This window comes from Streptomyces sp. S4.7, from assembly GCF_010384365.1.
Lineage (GTDB): Bacteria > Actinomycetota > Actinomycetes > Streptomycetales > Streptomycetaceae > Streptomyces.
In genome coordinates this window covers 3636240-3657531 of the sequence record NZ_CP048397.1, presented here as the reverse complement: position 1 = coordinate 3657531, position 21292 = coordinate 3636240, and the positions used below count along the sequence as shown (strand labels likewise).

General features: G+C 70.0%; 19 protein-coding genes, 2 tRNA genes and 1 pseudogene. 15 read left to right on the top strand and 7 right to left on the bottom strand.

Translation table 11 applies throughout. From position 1 onward, the window contains the following. Positions 1–174 precede the first annotated feature (174 nt). The 6 genes from SSPS47_RS16175 to SSPS47_RS16150 all read left to right on the top strand — a co-directional run bounded on the left by SSPS47_RS16175 (position 175) and on the right by SSPS47_RS16150 (position 5306). The gene (locus tag SSPS47_RS16175; protein WP_078076311.1) at positions 175–480 is read left to right on the top strand and encodes a hypothetical protein; all 306 of its coding nucleotides are present in this window, start codon (positions 175–177) and stop codon (positions 478–480) included. A gap of 544 nt (positions 481–1024) precedes the next feature. Then, positions 1025–1627: a SigE family RNA polymerase sigma factor gene (locus SSPS47_RS16170; RefSeq protein WP_164251720.1), complete on the top strand. Its 603-nt coding sequence runs from the start codon at positions 1025–1027 to the stop codon at positions 1625–1627. Positions 1628–1752: 125 nt separating this feature from the next. Beyond that, positions 1753–3417, top strand: a complete 1665-nt coding sequence (locus SSPS47_RS16165; RefSeq protein ID WP_164251719.1) for a long-chain fatty acid--CoA ligase — start codon at positions 1753–1755, stop codon at positions 3415–3417. Positions 3418–3490: 73 nt separating this feature from the next. Further along, positions 3491–3871 carry a hypothetical protein gene (locus SSPS47_RS16160; RefSeq protein WP_164251718.1) on the top strand — a complete coding sequence of 127 codons (381 nt, stop codon included), beginning with the start codon at positions 3491–3493 and terminating at the stop codon, positions 3869–3871. A gap of 95 nt (positions 3872–3966) precedes the next feature. Then, positions 3967–4305, top strand: a complete 339-nt coding sequence (locus SSPS47_RS16155; RefSeq protein ID WP_239064929.1) for a MarR family winged helix-turn-helix transcriptional regulator — start codon at positions 3967–3969, stop codon at positions 4303–4305. Next, positions 4302–5306, top strand: a complete 1005-nt coding sequence (locus tag SSPS47_RS16150; RefSeq protein ID WP_164251716.1) for an IS481 family transposase — start codon at positions 4302–4304, stop codon at positions 5304–5306. The genes SSPS47_RS16155 and SSPS47_RS16150 overlap by 4 nt, the downstream gene beginning before the upstream one ends. A gap of 70 nt (positions 5307–5376) precedes the next feature. Here the strand turns inward: SSPS47_RS16150 and SSPS47_RS16145 are convergent, their stop codons facing one another. Together SSPS47_RS16145 and SSPS47_RS16140 are read right to left on the bottom strand one after the other, a co-directional pair. Further along, positions 5377–9468, bottom strand: coding sequence for a PAS domain-containing protein (locus SSPS47_RS16145; RefSeq protein ID WP_164251715.1), 4092 nt, complete (start codon positions 9466–9468; stop codon positions 5377–5379). A 168-nt stretch (positions 9469–9636) separates the two neighbouring features. Then, positions 9637–10122 (bottom strand): SSI family serine proteinase inhibitor, encoded by a 486-nt coding sequence (locus SSPS47_RS16140; RefSeq protein WP_239064928.1) that lies wholly within the window; start codon positions 10120–10122, stop codon positions 9637–9639. 216 nt (positions 10123–10338) lie between these two features. Here SSPS47_RS16140 and SSPS47_RS16135 point away from each other — a divergent pair. Then, positions 10339–10429, top strand: a tRNA-Ser gene (locus SSPS47_RS16135). A 195-nt stretch (positions 10430–10624) separates the two neighbouring features. Continuing rightward, positions 10625–10697: transfer RNA gene (locus SSPS47_RS16130), tRNA-Arg, on the top strand. Between the two features lie 244 nt (positions 10698–10941). On the opposite strand, the gene SSPS47_RS16125 is transcribed toward SSPS47_RS16130, so the two are convergent. The 4 genes from SSPS47_RS16125 to SSPS47_RS16110 form a co-directional block, all read right to left on the bottom strand. Further along, the gene (locus SSPS47_RS16125) at positions 10942–12066 is read right to left on the bottom strand and encodes an HTTM domain-containing protein (protein ID WP_164251713.1); all 1125 of its coding nucleotides are present in this window, start codon (positions 12064–12066) and stop codon (positions 10942–10944) included. Further along, positions 12056–12661, bottom strand: a complete 606-nt coding sequence (locus SSPS47_RS16120; RefSeq protein WP_164251712.1) for a DUF5819 family protein — start codon at positions 12659–12661, stop codon at positions 12056–12058. Before SSPS47_RS16120 ends, SSPS47_RS16125 begins: the two co-directional genes overlap by 11 nt. Before the next feature lie 256 nt (positions 12662–12917). Continuing rightward, on the bottom strand, positions 12918–14171 hold the full coding sequence (locus tag SSPS47_RS16115; protein ID WP_164251711.1) for an ice-binding family protein: 1254 nt from the start codon (positions 14169–14171) through the stop codon (positions 12918–12920). A 604-nt stretch (positions 14172–14775) separates the two neighbouring features. Beyond that, positions 14776–15198 (bottom strand): helix-turn-helix domain-containing protein, encoded by a 423-nt coding sequence (locus tag SSPS47_RS16110; protein ID WP_164251710.1) that lies wholly within the window; start codon positions 15196–15198, stop codon positions 14776–14778. Between the two features lie 87 nt (positions 15199–15285). Between SSPS47_RS16110 and SSPS47_RS16105 the strand changes: the two genes are divergently transcribed. From SSPS47_RS16105 to SSPS47_RS16090, 4 genes and pseudogenes are all read left to right on the top strand, one after another. Beyond that, positions 15286–16101, top strand: a complete 816-nt coding sequence (locus SSPS47_RS16105; protein WP_164251709.1) for an NAD(P)H-binding protein — start codon at positions 15286–15288, stop codon at positions 16099–16101. A gap of 10 nt (positions 16102–16111) precedes the next feature. Beyond that, positions 16112–17107, top strand: a pseudogene (locus tag SSPS47_RS16100) (IS481 family transposase); the annotation flags it as partial. Positions 17108–17202: 95 nt separating this feature from the next. Continuing rightward, positions 17203–17766: a dihydrofolate reductase family protein gene (locus SSPS47_RS16095; protein WP_164251708.1), complete on the top strand. Its 564-nt coding sequence runs from the start codon at positions 17203–17205 to the stop codon at positions 17764–17766. A 65-nt stretch (positions 17767–17831) separates the two neighbouring features. After that, positions 17832–18404, top strand: a complete 573-nt coding sequence (locus SSPS47_RS16090; RefSeq protein WP_164251707.1) for an isochorismatase family protein — start codon at positions 17832–17834, stop codon at positions 18402–18404. A gap of 4 nt (positions 18405–18408) precedes the next feature. Here SSPS47_RS16090 and SSPS47_RS16085 read toward each other — a convergent pair whose 3' ends face one another. Then, positions 18409–18828, bottom strand: coding sequence for a hypothetical protein (locus SSPS47_RS16085; RefSeq protein WP_164251706.1), 420 nt, complete (start codon positions 18826–18828; stop codon positions 18409–18411). 29 nt (positions 18829–18857) lie between these two features. On the opposite strand from SSPS47_RS16085, the gene SSPS47_RS16080 reads away from it, so the two are divergent. The 3 genes from SSPS47_RS16080 to SSPS47_RS16070 all read left to right on the top strand — a co-directional run bounded on the left by SSPS47_RS16080 (position 18858) and on the right by SSPS47_RS16070 (position 21190). Further along, positions 18858–19736 (top strand): DUF2797 domain-containing protein, encoded by an 879-nt coding sequence (locus tag SSPS47_RS16080; protein ID WP_164251705.1) that lies wholly within the window; start codon positions 18858–18860, stop codon positions 19734–19736. Between the two features lie 62 nt (positions 19737–19798). Next, positions 19799–20710 carry an amidohydrolase family protein gene (locus tag SSPS47_RS16075; protein ID WP_164251704.1) on the top strand — a complete coding sequence of 304 codons (912 nt, stop codon included), beginning with the start codon at positions 19799–19801 and terminating at the stop codon, positions 20708–20710. 87 nt (positions 20711–20797) lie between these two features. Continuing rightward, entirely contained in the window at positions 20798–21190 is a 393-nt protein-coding gene (locus SSPS47_RS16070) for a hypothetical protein (protein ID WP_239064927.1), read from the top strand. Positions 21191–21292: the final 102 nt, after the last annotated feature.

The window sequence follows — 21292 nt, the reverse complement described above, 5'->3', positions numbered from 1 at the left end:
ATCGACTTGTCATCACGCTTGCGAGGGAATAACCCTCTCGGGGCTGGTTCGCCAGGGATTCGGTGGGCAAGTCTTGATCCGCGACGTCGAGCACAACGTCGGGGCGGCTGGCCAACTGCCCGGACAGAAGCCGTACTTCTCGTTCACGAAGATCTCGTTCCTGGAGGAACTGACATGGCAAGCTTCCGTACCGCCCGCGTCTTCGCCGCCGTCGCCGCCCTGCCCCTCGCCGCGGCCCTCTTCACCACCTCGGCGTCGGCCGACGACTTCGCGGACGACGGATCGAACGCCAGCGTGGCCACGATCGTGGGCAGCGGCGTCGGTGATGACAATTCCGGTAATTCGACGACCACCCAGCAGGTCGCTACGGGTGCCGGTGCGTCTAACCAGAACAACACCGCCAACGTGAACGGATCCGGCTTCACGGTGATCGACCAGTCCAACGAGAATGTCGCGGTGAACTTCGTCAACCTCTGGTGATACGCGGCCCGACGGGGGAGTTTGCTGAGGGGTGAGCGACGGTCTGCGCGACGGCACTTCGGTGCCGGGGCGCAGGCCGTCCTCGTATGTGCCCATGCGGTGCACGCCCCCGCGGTGCCCACTCCTCCGGTGTACGCCCCCGCGGTGCCCACCCGTGCGGTGCGCGCCCCCTCGGCGCCCGACCGCCCACAGGCGTACGCCCTTCCCGCGTCACCACCCCCCGTCGCCACCCCTGGTCGTACACGTCGCGCCGCGCCTCCCCCTCCTCGTCAAGGTGTACGGCTCCGACACCACCGCCCTCGCGAGCGCGGCCCGCACGGCTCCCACCTGCGGGGCCCGTCCCCACAGGGGCTCAAGACCGCCCCGCCACGCGGGAATCAAGATCCACACCGGCCCCACGCCTCGGATGCCGACCCTGACGAGTGTCCACCGCTCCTCCACCTTCAGGAGGTGGAGCCGGTACTCCCCCTACTCCCTGAGGCGGACGCAGCTTCGGGACCTGGGGCCGATCCCCTGGGAGGGGCCCGCTCCTAGCGTGGGAGCCATGACCACGCCTGTCTGCGCGAGCGCCTCCAAGGCCGCCTCGTATTCGCCGTATCACCCGAACTCGCATCCACCCGCGCACTCCGCGCACCAGTCGCACCCGCACACGCCCTACAAGTCCTTCTCGTCGTACGTACGGGCGCGGGGGCCCGTGCTGCTGCGTACCGCGCGCTCGCTCACCGCGAATCCGAGCGACGCCGAGGACCTTCTCCAGACCGCTCTCACCAAGACGTACGTCGCCTGGGACCGGATCCAGGACCACCGTGCCCTCGACGGATACGTCCGCCGCGCCCTCGTCAACACCCGTACCTCGCAGTGGCGCAAGCGCAAGGTCGACGAGTTCGCCTGCGAGGAACTGCCCGAGCCGGCCGGGCTCCCGGCGCCCGATCCCGCCGAGGAGCAGGTGCTCCACGACGCGATGTGGCGCGCGGTGATGAAGCTGCCGGACCGCCAGCGCGCGATGGTGGTGCTCCGTTACTACGAGGACCTCAGCGAGGTGCAGACCGCCGAGGTGCTGGGGGTCTCCGTCGGCACGGTGAAGAGCGCGGTGTCGCGGGCGCTCGGGAAGCTCCGCGAGGACCCGGAGCTGGTGCCCGTCCGCTGAGTCACAGCCGTGTTTTCTACCCCCGGGTAGTGACATGCCGCGTGGTATGTGCGCAGAATCGCCGCACAGCTTGTCGACACGCCGCGCTTCTGTCGCGTAGCGCCAGCGCCCACCGGGAGGACGCCGTGCTGAGCACCATGCAGGACGTACCGCTGACAGTGACCCGCATCCTGCGTCACGGGATGACCATCCACGCGAAGTCGCAGGTCATCACCTGGACCGGGGAGAGCGAGCCGCAGCGCCGCAGTTTCGCGGAGGTCGGTGCGCGGGCCGCACAGCTCGCCGGCGCCCTGCGCGACGAACTCGGAGTCGCGGGTGACGAGCGGATCGCCACCCTGATGTGGAACAACTCTGAACATGTCGAGGCATACTTCGCGATTCCCTCCATGGGAGCGGTCCTCCACACGCTCAACCTGCGCCTTCCACCGGAGCAGTTGGTCTGGATCGTCAACCACGCCGCCGACCGCGTCGTCCTCGCGAACGGCTCACTGCTGCCGCTCCTCGTGCCGCTCCTGCCTCATCTGCCGACCGTCGAGCACGTCGTCGTCTCCGGCCCCGGCGACCGGGGGCCGCTCGCCGAAGCCGTCGCGGCGACAGACGGCCGCGTCCAGGTGCACGAGTACGAGGACCTGATCGCCGGGCGCCCCACCACGTACGACTGGCCCGAGCTGGACGAACGCACCGCCGCCGCCATGTGCTACACCTCCGGCACCACCGGCGATCCCAAGGGCGTCGTCTACTCGCACCGTTCGATCTATCTGCACTCCATGCAGGTCAACATGGCCGAGTCGATGGGGCTGACGGACAAGGACACGACTCTCGTCGTCGTACCGCAGTTCCATGTGAACGCCTGGGGCCTGCCGCACGCCACCTTCATGACCGGCATCAGCATGCTGATGCCCGACCGCTTCCTCCAGCCGGCGCCGCTGGCCGACATGATCGAGCGCGAGAAGCCCTCGCACGCGGCCGCCGTGCCGACGATCTGGCAGGGGCTCCTCGCCGAGGTCACGGCGAAGCCGCGCGATCTGAGCTCCATGGTCCGCGTCACGATCGGCGGTTCGGCCTGTCCGCCCGCGATGATGGAGGCGTACGACAAGCTCGGCGTACGGCTCTGCCACGCCTGGGGCATGACGGAGACCTCGCCGCTCGGTACGACGTCCAACCCGCCCGCCGGTCTCACCGCCGAGGAGGAGTGGCCCTACCGCGTCACACAGGGCCGCTTCCCCGTCGGCGTCGAGGCGCGGCTGACCGGCCCCGGCGGTGACACCCTGCCGTGGGACAACGAGTCGGCCGGCGAGCTGGAGGTACGCGGGGCCTGGATCGCCGCCGCGTACTACGGCGGCGCCGACGCCGAACCGCTCAGGCCCGAGGACAAGTTCAGCGAGGACGGCTGGCTCAAGACGGGCGACGTGGGCGTCATCAGCCCCGACGGCTACCTCACCCTCACCGACCGCGCGAAGGACGTCATCAAGTCCGGCGGCGAGTGGATCTCCAGTGTGGAACTGGAGAACGCGCTCATGGGCCATCCGGACGTCGCCGAGGCGGCGGTCGTCGCCGTGCCCGACGACAAGTGGGGTGAACGCCCCCTCGCGACAGTCGTGTTGAAGGACGGGGCGAGCGCCGACTACGAGTCGCTGAAGACCTTCCTCGCCGAGAAGGTCGCCAAGTGGCAGCTCCCGGAGCGGTGGTCGGTCGTGGATTCGGTGCCGAAGACGAGCGTCGGCAAGTTCGACAAGAAGGTGATCCGGAAGCGGTACGCGGACGGCGAGCTGGACGTCACACGCCTCTAGGTGTTGCGGGGCAGGAGGTTGATGCCGTGGCTACGCGGAGCGCGATGTATGCGAATCACATACACTTCTGGTCATGGAACCCAACCTTGAAGAAGCGATCAATGAGTGGCACGCAAGCGTCAATGCCGGCGACCTGCAGCGATCTGCGCGGGCGGTCGGCGATCCGGTCGTCGTGCTCGGCCCGAAGGGCGCGGGTCCGATCACGCCTGCGCAGTTCGCCGAGTGGGTGGAGCGCTCGGGCATCAAGTTGATCCCGCGGTCCTGGCACCCAGTCAGCGAGCGACTGATGGTGGTCGAGGAGGACGCGACCTGGCCCGAGAGCACGGAATCCACGCGAGTAGCGACGGTCTTCCGCGCTACCGGCGGGAAGGTCACGGCTGCTCTCAGGCTGCCGGACCTCAAGGCCGCTCTCGAGCTGGCCTACATCTGCCGCGAGATGGCGGCAACCGAGTGACAGACCTCGGCCCGGGACAGGTCCTGTTCCATTTCGTCAGGCACTGGTCACGACGGTCTGTCGCAGCAGACACAGGCGGTGAGCAGGGGCGACTCGTGCTCGTCTGCGAAGCTGTCCATGCGCTCAATCTCCGCGCGACCCCGGCAACGGTGAACGCAATCGCGCAAGAGGTCGGGATCGACCAGAGCGGCGCGTCACGGTTGATCAAGAGCGCCACCGCAGCCGGGTATCTCGTCATGGCAGCGTCCGCGACCGACGGCCGACGACGCGAAGCATCACTCACCTCTGCGGGTCAGATGATGCTGGACCAGGCGCATCGTTGGCAGGAGGACGTGTTCGCGGAGCTGACCGAGAACTGGAGCGACCAGAAGCGCCGCGACTTCCAACAGGCGATGACCGACCTGATCGAGCGCTCCTACGCGATGGACGCATGAGCCACGCCAACGCCCCGCTCAGTCTCGAGGGGCGCCGCCGGCTGGTCGAGCGATGCAAGACGCGTCCCATCGCCCACGTGGCCGCCGAGATGGGGATCTCACGTGCCTGCGCATCGAAGTGGGTCAACCGTTGGCGGAGTCACGGCGACGCCGGACTTCTCGACAGCTCATCGAGCCCCCACCGGAGCCCGAACGCCACACCAGCTTGGGCCATCGAGCAGATCGAGACTTGGCGACGCGAGCACAAGTGGTCCGCTCAGCGCATCGCCGATGAGCTCGCCGACCTCGGGTTCACGATCAACCGCCGCACCGTCACCCGGCACCTGACCAGGCTCGGACTGGGCAGGCGAAAGTTCATCGACCCCGGCGGCGAAAACAACCGCAAGCCTGGGAAGATCACCGCTCGCTGGCCCGGACACATGGTGCACCTTGACGTGAAGAAGGTCGGCAGGATCCCCGATGGCGGCGGTTGGCGCATTCACGGCCGCGACAGCGACCAGGCCAAGACCGTCGATCGAGCGAAGTCAGCTGGTGCGAAGCGCGGCTACACCTACTTGCACTCTGCCGTCGACGGATTCTCCCGGCTCTCCTACACCGAGCCCCTGCCCGACGAGAAGGGAGCCACCGCTGCAGCGTTCCTGGCACGAGCCAAGGTCTGGTTCGCCGCGCACGGCATCACGCACATCCACCGGGTCGTCACCGACAACGGGGCCTGCTACCGCTCCGGTGACTTCGCCCGGATCGTCGGCAGAAGCACGCGGCATCAGAAGACCAAGCCGTACACCCCGCGCCACAACGGCAAGGTTGAGCGCTACCAGCGAATCCTGGCCGAGGAACTGCTCTATGCCCGCGAGTTCAATAGCGAGGACGCCCGCTCTTCCGCGATCGCCGTCTGGAACATCCACTACAACTACCACCGCCCGCACAGCGGAGTTGGTGGCCGGCCGCCAGCATCTCGACTTCGGGGCGGCGTCACCAACGTCCAGCCCTCATACATCTAGGGCGCGCCCTTGTCCAAGGCCGCCGCACCAACCGACCCTCGGGCGAATCTTCTTGAGGGTCGGTCGAGGGTCAGTTGGTGCCGATCTTCGCGAGCAGTTCCACGATCCGCGACTGCACGTCCTCACTCGTGGACCGCTCGGCCAGGAAGAGCACCGTCTCCCCGGCGGAGAGCTGCGGCAGTTCGGCGCGGTCGATGCCGGTGGAGGTGTAAACGACCAGCGGTGTCCGGTTCAACTGGCCGTTCGCGCGCAGCCAGTCGATGATGCCCGCGCGCCGGCGCCGTACCTGCATCAGGTCCATGACCACCAGGTTCGGCCGCATCTGGCCCGCGAGCGTGACCGCTTCGCTGTCCGTTCCCGCGCGCGCCACCTGCATGCCGCGGCGTTCCAGCGTCGCCGTCAGCGCGAGCGCGATCTCCTCGCTCTCCTCGATCAACAGCACGCGCGACGGGTGCTGTTCGCTGTCGCGCGGCGCCAGGGCCTTGAGCAGGACGGCGGGGTCGGCGCCGTACGCCGCCTCGCGCGTCGCCTGCCCGAGCCCGGCCGTCACGAGCACCGGGACCTCGGCGGCGACGGCGGCCTGGCGCAGTGACTGGAGCGCGGTCCGGGTGATCGGGCCGGTCAGCGGGTCGACGAAGAGCGCCGCGGGGAAGGCGGCGATCTGCGCGTCGACCTCCTCGCGGGAGTGCACGATCACCGGGCGGTAGCCGCGGTCGCTCAGGGCCTGCTGGGTGGAGACGTCGGGTGCGGGCCAGACCAGCAGCCGACGCGGGTTGTCCAGCGGCTCGGGGGGCAGCTCGTCGTCGACGGGGCGGGGCTGGGGGCGGTTCGCGACCTCGACCGCGCCGCCGGGGCCGTCCAGCGGCTGGGGGCCTTCGGCGCCCTCGTCGGGGGCTCCTATGGCGTAGGCGCGGCCCTCGGAGTGGGGGCCGTGCCCGAGGGAACCGCCCTGGCCGCCGTGGGAGGGGCCGGAGGGGTGCGGGGCCGGGGGCGCGGAGCCGGGCCCTGTGCCGCTGCGGGGGTCTTCGGGTTCCTGCGGGGCGGACAGCCTGCGGCGGCGGCCCGAGCCGAGGGTCTGGTTCTGCTGCTTGGTGATCTGCTGGGCGAAGGGCACCCCCTGGCCGAGCGTACGGACGCTGAACGCCCGTCCCTGTGTGGAGTCCGCCGACACCGGCTCCTCATCGGGCAGGGGCTGGGCGGGGGGCAACGGCTGGGACGCGCGGGGGTCTTCGGGGGCGGCGCCCGCGCCGCTGCCGTTGGCTGTGCCTGAGCCCGTACCCGTACCCGTACCCGTACCCGTACCTGAGCCTGTGCCGTCGGTGTCGTCGTCCGTGTGGGCGTGCTCGGCGGCCGGGGCCGGGGTCGGTGCCGGTACGGCTCCGGGGACGGGCCACGACGGCTGCTGGCCGGGCGCCCCCGGCATCACGCCGACGCCCGAGGACGTGGGCATCGCGGGCGCCCAGCTGTTGGGATCCATGGGCGGGGCATCGGTCTCGGCCGCCGCGAGTGCCTCACGCGGGTCGTTAGTGGACGCGACCGGGTGCGGCTTCAGCGGCGTGTGGTCCGCGCGGGGGTCCGACCGCGCGGTGTCGTGCCTCCCCGGCGCCGACGCGTCGGGCGCGCCCTGTGCACCGGGCGCCGGGGCGCGGTCGGCGTCGGCGGGCGGAAGCGCGAACTGTGCGCGGGGCGGCGCCGCGTCGGCAGCGGGCGCGGGGCGCTGCTGCGCGGGCGCCAGCGCGCGCCGGGGCCGACGGACGGCCGGCGACTGCGCCGGGGCCGCAGGCGCTGCCTGTGGCTGGGCCGAGTGCTGGGCCGGCTGCTGTGTGTGCTGCTGGCCCTGTTGCGGTACGGGCGAGGGACCGGAGGGCAGGGCCGGGAGGGCGTTCTGGCCGTCACGCCGGGCCCTGCGCCCCGTACCCGCTGCCGCGGCCTCCTGCTGTGCGCCGTTCTGCGCCCCCTGCGGTACGCCCTGCGGCGGCACCGCCTGCCCGAGGGCGGCGCGTCCGGTCGGGTGAGATCCCTCGGCGGCCGTCACGACCGCTCCCTCGGACGCCGGGGACGCGGCGGAGGGGGGAGCGGGAGGGGAAGACACCGCGAGTTCGGCGCCCGGTACGGCACCGGCCGCGTTCTCCGCCGGGCTCGGCCGGCCGCGCCTGCGGCCCGTACCACCGGTACTTCCGCCCGAATCCTGGGCCGGGATGAGTTCCTGCCGCGGATTCTGCCGCGCGGCCGTCTGCGGATCCGCCCCGGAGGCCGAACCCGAGGCCGGGCCCGAGGCCGACTTCGGGACCGCTCCGGAGTCCGGCCCGGGAGCCGAATCCGTACGGGCCCTGCGCCGCCCCGTGGGCTCGCCGGGCTCCTCGCCGGCCGCCCCGAGGAACGCGTCCGTGGACGCCCGCCGCGCCCGCCGTCGCCCACCGCCCGGCCGACCGGATCCCCCCGTCGACCCGGCCTCCGGGCCCGACCCCTCCGAAACCGGGCTCTGGCTCTCCTCGGCCGCGGGCGGCTGGAACGTACCCGACCCCTCCCCCAACGGCACTTCCAGAACGTACGCGCTGCCGCCCATGCCCGGCATCTCGTGCGTCTGCAACACGCCGCCGTGCGCCCGCACGATCCCGCGCACGATCGGCTCGTGCACCGGATCGCCCCCGGCGAACGGTCCGCGCACCTCGATCCGTACGACGTCACCGCGCTGCGCCGCCGCCACCACGATCGTCGAGTCGACGTAACCGCCGCCCGGCACCGCCCGCGTCCGGCCGGTCGAGTCGACGCCCGCCACGTCCGCCGTGAGATGCGCGAGCGCCGTCGCCAGCCGTACCGGGTCGACCTCCGCCTCGATCGGCGGCGCGTGCACGGCGAACTGCGCCCGGCCGGGGCCGATCAGCTCGATCGCGCCCTCGACACCGGCCGCCACGACCGCGTCGAGCAGCACGTTCACCTTGTTCAGCTGGTCCAGGCCCTCGTCGAGCCGCTGGTAGCCGAGGACGTTGTCCACCAGCGTCGTCATCCGGGCGTACCCGGCCGACAGGTGGTGCAGCATCTGGTTCGCCTCGGGCCACAGCTGCCCCGCCGGGTCGGCGGCGAGCGTCGACAGCTCACCGCGCAGCTCCTCCAACGGCCCGCGCAGCGCGTCGCCCAGGACGGCGGCCAGCTGGTGGTGCCGACGGGCCGTGTTGTCGTACCGCTCCGCCAACTCCTCGATCTCGGCCGCGTACCGGTCGCTGCGGTCCGCCAGTTCGGCGGTGTGCCGCTCGACGGCGGCGGCCAGCTCCGCCGTATGACGCTCGACCGTCTCCGCCAGCTCCGCCGCGTGCCGCTCGGCGGTCTCGGTGGCCTCCGTGGTGTGCGCCTCGACCAGTTCCTCGTACGGACGCCGGTCGGTGAACGTCATCACCGCGCCGACGAGCTGCTCACCGTCCCGCACGGGCGCGGTGGTCAGGTCGACGGGCACCTGCTTGCCGTTCTTCGCCCACAGCACCTGCCCGCGCACCCGGTGCTTGCGGCCCGACTTGAGCGTGTCGGCGAGGGGCGACTCCTCGTACGGGAACGGCTCGCCGTCCCCGCGCGAGTGCAGGATGAGCGGGTGCAGCTCCTGGCCGCCCAGATCGCTGGCCCGGAAGCCGAGGATCTGCGCGGCGGCGGGGTTGACGAGTACGACGCGGCCGTCCGTGTCCGTACCGACCACGCCCTCGGCGGCGGCCCGCAGGATCATCTCGGTCTGCCGCTGCGAACGCGCCAGCTCCGCCTCGGTGTCGACGGTCCCCGACAGGTCGCGGACGACGAGCATCAGAAGCTCGTCGCCGGTGTAGTTGTGCAGGTCGTACGCCTGCTGGCCGTCCTCCAGATTGGCGCTGGTGACCTCGACGGGGAACTCGTTGCCGTCCGTACGCCGCGCGATCATCCGGGTCGGCTTGGTACGGCCCCGCTCGTCACTGGCCTCCGGCCGGCGCATCGAACCGGGGATCAGCCGCGGGTCGAACTCCGGCAGGAGATCGAGCAGACCGCGTCCGACCAGGGCCGTACCGGGGGTTTCGAAGGTTTCGAGGGCGATGGTGTTGGCGTTGACGACGGTCCCGTTGCCGTTGACCAGCACCAGACCGTCGGGAAGTGCGTCAAGTATCGCCGCGAGGCGAGCAGCGCCTCGGGATGGCCTGCCACTCACGACGACGCTTCCTCCCTGAACCACTGCACCTTGCGGACGGCCGGTCCCATCTTGCCCCTCTGAGTCTCAGCCTGTCACTGGAGGGAGTCTAAGCGCTGGGGGCGGGCCGGGACGGCGGATGAGGGGGAGCTCTCACCAAGGTTGTGTGCGGACCCCGTACCCACCGCGTCAGCCCCTGGCGGCGGGGAGTACGGGGACGAGGTTCTGCCAGCGGGTGATCTCGCAGCCGTTCTTGCGGCTGAACGTCGCGTCGACGCTCCGCCCCTGCCACGTCCCGGTGACCCGGGCGGTGGCCGGCCCGCCCATCTGCATGGTGCACATCTGGCCCTCGGGCACCGGGGCGAACGGGTCCCTTCCCTCCCCGGCGAGCTCGTCGAGCCGCGCGCACGCGGACCCGGCCTCGGGGTGCGTACCGCCGCTGGGTCCGCACTTCAGCTCGTACGTACCGTCGGCGCGGGTGATGTTGGTGTCGACGACGGTCACGGTGAGCCGGTCCTGCGCCTTCTGCTCCTGGAACAGCGGCGGCAGCGCGGTCCACGCGAGATCGAGGGTCCCGGCGGCGGCGGTGGGCGCGAAGGCGGCCACGGCGGCGATCGAGGCGGCGAAGGCGGCGGTGCGGGCGGCGGTGCGGGTGAGGGAGGAACGACGCGACACGGGAGCTCCTGACGGCAGACGATTCCGAAGGGCCCGACGGTGCGCGCCCGCCATCACTAACGCGCGTGAGCCCCAGTCGTTGCGCACGGACCCGGGGCCTGAAGAAGCGCTTTGCTTTGCGGGGTTCCCGCCTAGTACCGTGGGCGGCGATTGGTGACACCGCGCTCGACTGTGTCATCATCTGACACGCACCACCCGCGCCCGCGCGGGTGTGCTGGAGGCGTCGCCTAGTCCGGTCTATGGCGCCGCACTGCTAATGCGGTTTGGGTCTTAAAGCCCATCGAGGGTTCAAATCCCTCCGCCTCCGCGCACGAATCACCGAAGCCCCGGCCACCTGGCCGGGGCTTCGGCCGTTCCGGGCCGTTCAGGTCGCTCGGTGAGGGTCGTTTCGAGGTGTTTCCGCAGCTCAGACCTGGTCCGGCTAATGGATTTCACGTGACGCCGCAGGTCATGTAATGTTGTTCTCGCAACGCAGCCGGGCCACAAAAGCCCAGCACACCAAGCACTCGTAGCTTAACGGATAGAGCATCTGACTACGGATCAGAAGGTTGCAGGTTCGAATCCTGCCGAGTGCACAGCAGGCCAGAGGCCCTGGACGACGAGTCCGGGGCCTCTCGCGTTGAGCCGTACAGCGGCGACGTACAGCGGCGACGTACAGCGGCGACGTACAGCAACGGGTACTGCCGAGGTGAGCCCGGGCCGGGTGCCCAGAGGCAGTCAGGGGCCGCGGTGCCCTTCATGAGCAGATTGTCACCACGTGACGGCGGCACACCCGACTTCAGTTCTCTTTACCGCAGGCCCATGACGTTGAGGCCGACGTCATCGCCGAACGCGCCGGGTGGGTGGGACGCGGGGTCCGGCCGTGTGCCGTGAATCAGCCGGCCCGTCAGCTCCGCCCTGTTGCGGCAGCAGGGGGCTGGTCGGCAGTGCCTTGTCCGCCGGTCTCGTGGTCTTCCCGAGCCCGGCGCGCCGGACCGCGCGCCCGCACAGGCGCCGCAGCGCGAGGTAGAAGCGATCGGGGAGGAAGACCAGGTCCGCGACGATCATCGCGCCGGAGAAGAGCGGCAGTCCCATGAGTACCGCGATCCCGATGTGCATGCCCAACAACGCGGTCAGGACGGGGTACTTGAGCCTGCCGAACAGGACGAACGGGAACGCGACCTGGAGGAGCACCGTCGCGTATCCGGTGATCGCGAGCAGTACGGTCTGCTCGTCCGCGATCTGCGAGAGTCCGGGCCAGGGCCGGAAGAGGTCGAGATTCAGTACGTAGTGCATGGCGGTGCCACTGCCCCACGTACCACCCTGCACCTTGTAAAGCCCCGCCGATCCGTAGAGGAAGCAGACCTGCACGGCGATGACGATCAGTCCGCAGTTGTGCAGCACCGTGACCAACATGATGCGGGCGTAGCGGAGTTGACCTGTCGGCGTCGTCGTACGCCCGTCGCCCTTCGCGCCGTCCCGGGCCGCTCTGCGCGCGTCCAGGGACCAGCGCCGGCCGCAGGCGGTGAGTACGAGGTAGAAGGCCATCAGCAGGATGAGGTTGTCGCCGCCGTCCGTCATGAAGATCGACCGGGAGTGGAACGAGGCCACGACCAGGGCGAAGAGGACGGACACGGCGCGGGTGCGCCAGCCGAGCGCGAACAGCGCGGAGGTGACGACAGCCAGCGCGTAGCAGAGTTCGAAGTAGGTGCGGCTGTCGGACAGGGCGAGAATGCTGGCCCAGCCGGTCTGGTCGTAGAGCTGTGCCGCCAGCTCCGGGGTCCAGGGCGAACCGGGGCCCCAGATCTCGTCGCGATGCGGGAACTCCCGGAGCAGGAAGCCCAGATAGAGCAGGCCGTAGCCGATGCGCAGCGCTGCCGTGGCGTAGAGCGAGAGCGGCCGTTCCGTCAGGAGGGCGTACAGGCGCCGACCCCGTTCGCGCGGTGAGAGCTGTTCAGTTGCCATCGGGAGTCACCTTCCACCAGGGCAGGAGCCGGGTCTCGGGGTTCTTCGGCGAGCCCTGGGCCGTTCGCCCACCGTCCGTCCCCGGGGCCGCGATGGGCACGGTGACGACCCTGAGCTGGATGAACGCGGAACGTCCGCCGAACCGTTCGGACATCCGCGCCACCGCGATGTTGCGCAGATACTTCTGCATCATCACGGCCCGTTCCGAGCGCGACTCGTCGCTCCCACCGTGCAGTTCGAGATACGAGGTCCAGGCCCGGCGCAGTTCGTTCTGCGCGGTGTGGCTGGGGAACGGGGTGTGCTCGACCGCCGCGTTGTCGACGGCTGTCAGGTCGAACCACTTACTCACCTGGATCGATCCGTCGGCCGCCGTGCGTGCCGTGCGCGCGGAGATCTGCCGGTTGACGGAGTCCGGATCAGGGGCGAAGAGCCGCCAGTTCTGTTCGAAGAGCGGATAGACCCAGGCGTTGATCTGCCGGGCGTAGCGCTGTGAGACGGCATTGGAGGGCGCGACGTGCAGGAACACCAACGCCGCGTGCGCCAGCACGGTCGCCAGACAGAGGAGTACGACGGTACGCAAACCCGCCTTCAGCACGCGGGAAGTGGCCGGTACCCCGGTGGGGTCGGTTTCCCGTACCCCCGTCGAACCCGCTCCATCAGCCGTATGAACGGTTCCAACGGCTTCAACCGACTCAACTGATTCCACCGAATCAATTCCGCCCGGCACCGACACCCACCCTGTCTCTTTCATATCAGCTACTCACACCCGGATTTTCGCGGGACTTCCTGGGACGCCGCGCGGCGGAATCGATGAGATTCCACCGCGCGGCGCGATCCATGGGCCGGTTCGGTCAGGCCAGGTGCTCGGGCTTGTCGCCGTAGCCGCCGTGCTCCGAGGGCTTGTCGTCGCCGTAGCCGGGCTTCTCACCGTGGTCGGGCTTTCCGTGACCGTGGCCCGGCTTTCCGTGACCGTGGTCGGGCTTCCCGTGACCGTGGCCCGGCTTCCCCGGAGGCTTGCCGCCGTGTCCGCCGCCGGAGGTGTTGCCCACCGTGTTCCCGGTCGTGTTCCCGGTGGTGTTGCCTGAGATGACCCCGCCCGTGGACCCGCCGGTGGTGCCGCCGGTCGTCCCACCCGTGGTGCCGCCCGTGGTGCCGCCGGTCACGACGCCGCCGAGCACGCCACCCAGCACGCCGCCGGTGTTGGTGCCGGTCGTCCCACCGCCGAGCACGCCACCGAGCACGCCGCCGAGCACACTGCCCGTCGTTCCGGTCGTGGTCCCCGTGGTGGTACCGGTCGTGGTGCCGGTCGTGGTGCCGGTCGTCGTCCCTGTGGTGGTGCCGGTCGTCGTCCCGGACGTGGTGCCGCCGGTGCAGGTGGAGCGGGTGATCCGGTTGGTGTCCAGGGTCACCGAACCGTTGCGCGCGAGCGCGCGACCGTCGATGGTCGCCCCGGTCGTGGCGCTGATCGAGGTCAGGGCCAGGATGTTGCCGACGAACGTCGAGTTGGTGCCCAGGGTGGCCGAACTTCCGATCTCCCAGAACACGTTGCACGCCTGCGCGCCGTTGATGAGCGCGACCCGGCTGGCGGAGGCGGTCGTCAGTCCGGAGCCGACCTGGAAGACCCAGACGGTGTTGGGGTTGTTCTGCGCGTCGAGGGTGAGGGTGCCGGTCAGGCCCAGGGTCGAGGGCGCGGTGTAGACACCGCCGACGAGCGTCAGGCCGCCGGCGTCCGGCGGGAGCACCGCGTCCGTGGCCTGTCCCGCGGCGTTGTTGAACGCGGTCACGAGGTCGGACTTGGCCTGCAGGGCCACCGCGTCCGCGGAGTGCTGCGCGCCGAGGACCAGACCCGGCGGAAAGCCGGTGATGGCCGTTCCGGGGCTCACACCGATGTCGCCGGTGATGACCGAGGGGCCGGTGTTGGTGATCGACTCACCGGCCAGAACAGCAAAGGCGTCGGCCGTGCCCAGAGGCACGGGTGTGGCAATGGCGAGCGCCTGGGTCGGCGTCACCGCGACCATTGCGGCGGCGACGGCAGCCGTGAGTGTGGCGGTCAGCCAGCCGGAAACGGATCGTGGTCGAACCACGCCAGGGATGTTGAGCTTCATCGAGACCATTTCTCTCGGGAGACCGGGGGCCGGCCGGGCCTCTACCGATCGCCCGGAAAGCCTTCATTCTGTCGCGGGGCAGACTACGCACGAATTTCCTCCCGGCGGCAATACGCGCAGAGGTGTCTCGACGCATTTTATTTTCCATATTGTGAGAGAAGGTTGTGAATGGCTTAACCTTGCATCGGAATGGTTCTGGTTTTTTTTTGACTGTGCAGAATGGATTCTTCGGTTGGGGTTACCGGCGCGCGGTACTGTTTTCGCACTCGCACGGAGGCGCTGTTCATCAAAGCTCATGTAGTCATCTCGGGTACGCGGTCTCGGCAGCGCGCCAAGTCGCCTGTCGGCGAGTCTCCTTCCCGCAGGGAACGATCAACGCCCCGTGAGGGCTTCTGCGCTTTCCTGTATTCAGGGGCCCAGCCTGACGGCGGCGGAGCGTTCGGTGGGGAGGTGGGACGCGGGGCACAGTTCGTGGGTTGGGCCCGGGGTTGGGTCTCGGGGCCCATGCCGGTGGGTGCCGCCTCTTCGTATGTGTCTCATGTCGCCAGCGGGACCGGCCAGGAGGAAGCCGGAAACGCGGGGCGACACCAAGGACTCGTACGAGTCATCGAATCTCGCTGTCGGGGTGGTCCTTGTCGTAGGACTGACGAGCCTGGGCAATGCTGGCCCGATGTCCCAGTGACCAGTCGGCGAGTGCCTTGACGAGGTAGGTCAGGCTCGCTCCGGTCTCGGTGAGCCGGTAGTCGACCTGGGCGGGCACAGTCGGATAGACGGTCCGCAAGACCAAGCCGTCGCGCTCCAGCCTGCGCACCGTCAGGGTCAGCATTCGCTGGGAGATCCCGTCGATGGCGCGCTGGAGTTGCCGGAAGCGTCGCGGCCCGTTAGTGAGTTCGGCGATGACGAAAACAGACCATTTGTCGCCGACCCGATCGAGGACATCCCTGATCCCGCAATCGGGGTGGTCCGGCTGTCCGCACGGCTCGAGCTCGGCGGCTCCAGCGGTTATCTCGGTGTGCGTCACTGACACGAAACTGCCTCCTTGTGGGCCGACCACTGTCGGTTGAGGATCTCACCGTAGTTACTGAAGAGAACCACGGTAGGAGACAGGATCACAATGATCATGGTGACCGGAGCGAACGGACAGCTCGCCTCTCTCACGCTTCAGGAGCTGGCAGAGCGAAAGGTGCCCGCCCTGGGTGGCAGCCGCACGCCAGCCAACGGGCAGCGTCGACTCGACTTCGACGACCCTGCAACCCTCGACCTCAGCGGGGTCTCGACGCTGGTTCTGGTGTCGGCAGGGTATGCCGAGGACGACCTGGTCATCGCCCGCCACGGTGCCGTTCTCGACGCTGCCGTACGCGGCGGTGTAGCTCATGTCGTTTACACCAGCCTGACCGGCGAAGGTGACCACCTCGGCTTCGCCCTCGCTCACCGGGCGACCGAGCGGATGATCAAGACCAGTGGACTCGGCTGGACGATCCTGCGCAACGGGCTCTACGCCGAACTGTTCGGTGCGCTCCTGGCTTGGACGGCCGAAGGACTGGAATCAGCTTTTGGCGACGGGGCTGTCTCCGCGGCAGCGCGGACCGACCTGGCCGCCGCCGCAGCCATCGTGGCCAGCAACCCGTCTGTCCACTCCGGCAGGACCTACGACCTGTTGGGCGAACCGATCACCGCCACCGACGTCGCTGGCAAGCTGGGCGTCGCGCATCGAACGATCGGGCTCGCCGACTACCGTGCCATCCTCCTCTGTGATGACGGCATGCTTCCGTTCCAGCCGCCGATGCTCGCCTCGATCGCGTCCAGCGTCCGGCACGGCTTCCTCAGCAACACCTGCCCCGACCTCGTCCAGCTACTGGACCGGCCGCTCACCGACCCGCTCACCGTCGCCATGGACACCGCCGCCACGATGCGCCCCACCGCACGATGACCCAGACGACCATCTCAACGCGCCACTCTCCCTTGAAGGCCGGCGACGGCTCGTCGAGCGATGCCGCGCCAGGCCGATCGCGCACGTGGCTGCGGAGATGGGCATCTCCCGGGCGTGCGCGTCGAAGTGGGTGAACCGCTATCGCCGCCATGGCGAGGCCGGGCTGCTTGACCGCTCCTCGACGCCACATCGCCAACCGACTGCGACACCGCCGGAGACCGTGGAACAGATCGAGACCTGGCGTCGCGAGCACAAGTGGTCGGCGGCCCGGATCGCGTTCGAACTCCACGACACCGGCACAACGGTCAGCCGTCGCACCGTAAGCCGACTGCTCGCTCAACTCGGATTGAACCGCCGCCGGTTCATCGACCCCGACGGCGACACCAACCGCACGCCGCGCACCATCGTGGCCAAGTGTCCCGGACACATGGTCCACGTCGACGTCAAGAAAGTCGGCCGCATCCCCGATGGTGGCGGGTGGCGTGCCCACGGCCGCGACTCCGACCAAGCCCGCGCCGCCGCGAGATCCAAGATCAGGACCGGCAAACGCGGCTACGTCTACCTGCATTCCGCCGTCGACGGGCACACCCGGATCGCCTACACCGAACCGTTGCCAGACGAGAAGGCCGCCACCGCAGTCGGATTCCTGCACCGGGCCAGGGTCTGGTTCGCCACGCACGGCATCACGCACATCGAGAAGATCGTCACTGACAACGGCGCTTGCTACCGCGCGGACGCCTTCGCCCGAGCCCTGGTCGGCGCGAAGCACAAGCGCATCAAGCCGTACACGCCCAAGCACAACGGGAAGGTCGAGAGGTACAACCGGATCCTCGCCGAAGAGTTCCTCTACGCCCGCACCTGGACCTCCAAGGCCCAGCGCGCGGACGCGACCGCCGTGTGGCACGTGCACTACAACTGCCACCGCCCCCACAGCGCCGTCGGCGGTCAGCCACCCGCAGCCGCGCTCAAACAACGTGTCACCAACGTCATGGCCTCATACGCCTAGTAGATCGTGTCGAGAAGCCCGGTGTGGCTCCGACGTCTCCCGTGGAAGGGCTCGGGACCAACAGGGCCCGGGACGCGAGCCCCGGAGGGACGGCCGTGCAGAAACTGACTGTCGATGTGTTCATCTCGGTCGACGGGTGGGCCGGCGGGGAGACGTCGCCCGGGTATTTCGGGTACTTCGGTCCCGACCTGGAGCAGTGGATCACCGCTGAGTCGGCCCTGCCGCAACTGGTCGTTCTCGGGCGGCGCACCTACGAGGCGCTCGCGGGGCTGCCCGAGGAAGCGCGGGACGCGGGCTGGCGGCGGATGGGTGAGCTGAACACCGTCGTGTTCTCGAAGACGCTGAAGACCGCCTCGTGGCCGAACACGCGTATCTGCCGTGACGACCTCGTCGGGGAGATCGGGCGGCTCAAGGTCGAGAGCGACGTTCCGCTCCGCACCATGGGAAGTCTCTCCGTGGTGCGACAACTCCTCGACGCGGGTCTCGTCGACCGGCTGCGGCTGATGACGTTCCCGCTGCTCGTCGGGCCGTCGGGCCGCGAACCGTTCTTCGCGGATGTGCTGTCGGCCGACCTGGAGCTGGTCGAACACCGTTCCCTGGACGGCCGGGTGCTGCTGGTCGAGTACCGGCCGACCGGCCGCGACATCCCGCGGGCCTGAGCGAAGAGCTCCCCGACGTCGCCTAACCGTTTGTGGCGCGGGCCGGGGGCGGTGATTATCGCGGGATGGGTGAGCTGGCGGCCGTGCAGGCCTTGGTTGTTGTCGATGTGCAGCGTGCCTTCTTCGGCGGGGAGGGGGCCGTGCCCGGCGCGCCGGCCGTGCGGGAAGCCGTTGAAGGGATGCTCGGGCGGGCGCGGGAGTGTGGTGTGCTCGTCGTGCATCTGCAGAACGACGGGGCCGCCGGCGCCGATGACGAGGCCGGGACCGCGGGGTGGGAGCTCGCCCTGCCCGTCGTGGAGGGGGACCGCGAGGTCGTCGTGCGGAAGCGGCACGACGACGGGTTCGCGGGGACCTCGCTCGGCGGGCTGCTCGTGGCCGCCGGGGTGAAGGGGATCGCCCTGTGCGGGGTGATGTCCGAGATGTGCGTGTCGGCCACCGCGCGGACCGCGCTGGCGCGTGGCTACCGGGTCGTGCTGCCGCACGACGCCCACTCGACGTACGGCGTCCCGGCCGCCGACGGCATCAGCGAGGCCATCCCGGCCGCGACCGTGTCGCGGGTGGCGGAGTGGGCGCTCGGGGACGAGGCCGAGATCGTCGCGCGCGCCGTCGACGTGCGCTTCGAGGCGGGCGGGCGGTGAGGCTTCAGGCCGGGCTCGCCGGGACCACCACGATCTGGCTTCCGTCCTCGTAGACCACCCTGCCGGGCGCGACCGGCGACGTGAGCCGTACGCACGCGACGTCGTGCGCGGCCAGCAGGTCGAGATAGGCGGGCACCCGCGCGAGCAGTTCGTCCGCCGTCGACTTGAACCAGGCCGTCGCGCCCGGGTTGACGTCGTGGTCGTAGACCGTCGGGTCGGCCTTCGCGGGGTCCGGGTAGGCCGCGTCGTACCAGTCGTTGTTCGTACGCCAGGAACTCCACTGCTCCGGGGTCAGCCTGCCGCCCCGCGCCAGGCCGTTGGCCAGCGCGAAGACGCCCGGGAAGTGGCCGCGCGGGCTCCGGGTCGGGGACTGGAAGCGGATGTAGTGGAGGGTGGGGGTTGTGAGGGTCGTGAGGAGCGGCATTTCGCACTTCTAGCAGATCGGGAGCACGTATGGGGTGGCGGTGCGGTGGGCTGCGGTGGAGCCCCGGCGGGGCCGAGTTGGTGTGGCGCGACGGCGGGCGGGAGCGGCGCAGCGTGCTCGGGTACGGGCGTGACCTCGGGTTCCGGGCCGTCGGGCAGCGGCGCTGTGCCGGGGTGCGGGGGCAGGTCTGTCCCCTCGGCGCCGTCGTGGGCGGGCGGAGCACCGGCGGGCAGTGCCCGGACTGCGCGCGGCTCGACCGGTCGCGGTCGGTGGCGGCCGACACCGTCGCCGACGATCCGCAGCCGTACCTGGTCTATCTGGCGTGGTTCGGGCCCGGCATGGTCAAGGTCGGGATCACCGCCGAGGCACGCGGGTCGGCGCGGCTGCTCGAACAGGGCGCCGTGGTGTTCACCCGGCTCGGGCGCGGGCCGCTGATGGCGGCGCGGCGCACGGAGGAGTTGCTGCGTACGGCGCTGGGCGTGCCGGACCGCGTCCCGTACGCCGCGAAGCGTGCCGTACGCGCCACACTGCCGACCGCGCCCGCCGAACGGGCCTCGGAGGTGGGCGAGTTGTACGCGCGGGCCGTCGCGCTCGCCGGGTGGCCCGAGTCGTTGGAGCGCGCCGACTACCGACCGGTCGACCACATGGGCGTGTTCGGACTGACCGGGACCCCGCCCGTGACGGGTGTGATCGGCGAGCTGGTCGACGGAGGGCGCGTGGGCGGGCGGCTCGTGGCAGCCGCCGGGCCCGACCTGCACCTGGAGTGCGACGACGGCGCGGTGCTCGTGCTCGACACAAGGCTGGTCAAGGGGTGGGAACTTGCCGCGGCGGGGGACACCGGGGGCGTGAGTGTGCCCGTACGCGAAGTGGCCGGCTCCGACCGCTCCGTACAGGACGGGCTGTTCTGACGTGATCCGCGGTCCTGCGGGTACCGCTGGACAGCACGCCGTCCGGATCGGAGGCCAGAGGGATGGATGATCAAGCAGCCGCGGAGATCGAGGCCGTGAGGGAGTTCCGGGACCGGCTCTCGCTGCCCGGACTCATCGACATACACACGCACTTCATGCCCGACCGCGTCCTGCGGAAGGTGTGGGCGTACTTCGACAGCGCCGGTCCTCTCACCGGCATGGAGTGGCCCATCACCTACCGGCACGAGGAGGACCAACGCGTGGCGCTGCTGCGGGCGTTCGGCGTCCGCGCGTACACCTCGATGCTCTACCCGCACAAGCCCGGCATGGCGGACTGGCTCAACGGCTGGGCCGCCGGTTTCGCCGCGCGGACGCCCGACTGCCTCCAGACCGCGACCCTCTTCCCGGAGGAGGGCGTGGAGACGTACGTACGCGAGGCCGTCGAGTCCGGCGCCCGGATCTTCAAGTCGCATCTCCAGGTGGGTGGTTACGACCCCAACGACGAACGCCTCGACCGGAGCTGGGGGTTGCTCGCCGACGCCGGCGTGCCGGTGGTGATGCACTGCGGATCGGGCCCGCAGCCCGGCAGGTTCACCGGACCTGAGCCCGTCGGCCGGCTCCTCGCGCGCCATCCGCGACTGCGGCTGGTCGTCGCGCACATGGGGATGCCGGAGTACACGGACTTCCTGGACCTCGCGGACCGGTACGACGGGGTCCTGCTCGACACGACGATGGTGTTCACCGACTTCAGCGAGGGCTTCGCGCCGTTCCCGGCCGGGGCGGAGGCCAGGGCCCGGCTCGCGGATCTGGGCGACCGGATCCTGCTCGGTTCGGACTTCCCCAACATCCCCTACCCGTACCTGCATCAGTTGGAGGTCCTCGACGGGCTCGGACTCGGCGACGACTGGACACGCGCGGTCTGTTACGGGAACGGGGTCCGCCTCTTCGGGCTGGAGCCGGCAGACGTTCCCTAGACCGTGTCCTGGGCACCGGAGGGACACGCTGATATTCTGAAAGGCTGCTCACTTCCGTGGGCGGAGAGAGGAGCGCGGTGCCGTGAAGTGGACGCAGAACACCACTCGGTCGACCTGGCCGCCCGCCCGGAGGTTCCGGGAGCACGGGCGGCGGGTTCCGAGAGGAACGAGATGTCCCGTACGGACAAGACCAAGCCGCCGTGGGTACGCCACGCGGAGCACCACCCCCTGCCTGTGCACGACCACCGTGACGGCGCCTGCGACCTGCCGCCCCGCCCGACCCGTGAGGACACCGACACCCGCTGCCGCTGGGCACCGACCCTCATGGCGCTGATCACCCGGCCCTGCTGCGCCGGATGCAAGGTCCGCTCCCACATCAGGGAACGGCAGGAGTGGGCCAGGGCCGCCAACCGCAGGGAGCGTTACACGGGGCGCCGCGAGGCACGCCGTTTCGCCGCGGCGGGCGCCACCGGCGACTAGCGCGACCGGGAACCACCCGTGCCCCGGACCGCCGACCGGTTCTCAGGGAATTCACAGGAAGCGGCAAGGACGTTCTCAGGGGGCCTCCGCAGTCTTGGCATC

Bases quoted from the DNA above. Each gene is read 5' to 3' on its own strand.
- SSPS47_RS16175 (WP_078076311.1), top strand. From the start codon at position 175: ATGGCAAGCTTCCGTACCGCCCGCGTCTTCGCCGCCGTCGCCGCCCTG.
- SSPS47_RS16170 (WP_164251720.1), top strand. From the start codon at position 1,025: ATGACCACGCCTGTCTGCGCGAGCGCCTCCAAGGCCGCCTCGTATTCG.
- SSPS47_RS16160 (WP_164251718.1), top strand. From the start codon at position 3,491: ATGGAACCCAACCTTGAAGAAGCGATCAATGAGTGGCACGCAAGCGTC.
- SSPS47_RS16150 (WP_164251716.1), top strand. From the start codon at position 4,302: ATGAGCCACGCCAACGCCCCGCTCAGTCTCGAGGGGCGCCGCCGGCTG.
- SSPS47_RS16125 (WP_164251713.1), bottom strand. From the start codon at position 12,066: ATGGCAACTGAACAGCTCTCACCGCGCGAACGGGGTCGGCGCCTGTAC.
- SSPS47_RS16115 (WP_164251711.1), bottom strand. From the start codon at position 14,171: ATGAAGCTCAACATCCCTGGCGTGGTTCGACCACGATCCGTTTCCGGC.
- SSPS47_RS16105 (WP_164251709.1), top strand. From the start codon at position 15,286: ATGATCATGGTGACCGGAGCGAACGGACAGCTCGCCTCTCTCACGCTT.
- SSPS47_RS16090 (WP_164251707.1), top strand. From the start codon at position 17,832: ATGGGTGAGCTGGCGGCCGTGCAGGCCTTGGTTGTTGTCGATGTGCAG.
- SSPS47_RS16085 (WP_164251706.1), bottom strand. From the start codon at position 18,828: ATGCCGCTCCTCACGACCCTCACAACCCCCACCCTCCACTACATCCGC.
- SSPS47_RS16080 (WP_164251705.1), top strand. From the start codon at position 18,858: ATGGGGTGGCGGTGCGGTGGGCTGCGGTGGAGCCCCGGCGGGGCCGAG.
- SSPS47_RS16075 (WP_164251704.1), top strand. From the start codon at position 19,799: ATGGATGATCAAGCAGCCGCGGAGATCGAGGCCGTGAGGGAGTTCCGG.